This is a genomic window from Hungatella sp. SL.1.14 (assembly GCF_024460495.1).
Classification (GTDB): domain Bacteria; phylum Bacillota; class Clostridia; order Lachnospirales; family Lachnospiraceae; genus Hungatella; species Hungatella hathewayi.
Genome location: NZ_JANFYJ010000597.1, coordinates 1 through 255 on the forward strand (window position 1 = coordinate 1; position 255 = coordinate 255).

Annotated in this window: 1 protein-coding gene; it reads right to left on the minus strand. The window is 51.0% G+C overall.

Annotation, left to right across the window (positions count from 1 at the left end; translation table 11 throughout):
• The coding region (locus NE473_RS32460; protein WP_256265753.1) for an InlB B-repeat-containing protein at positions 1-255 on the minus strand (255 nt) is incomplete at both ends.

Genomic DNA, 255 nt, shown 5'->3' on the forward strand with positions numbered 1-255 from the left:
AGCCGGGACGGCTTGTAATTCCAAGATCTTTTCCTGCATTTGCAAGACTCTGGCCGCTCAGCACCGTCTCTGTCGTGTTCGGAAGCACTGCTGATGCATCTTCTGCATCCTTATCATACGTCAGGGTTACATTAGCATTCGGGATCCACATTGCGTAGACGGTCATACTTTCAGCAATAGCTGTTGTTTCTGTAAACTGGCTTCCTGATCCTTCTGTCTCCGTGTACCAGCCTCCGAACGTATAGCCGGGACGGC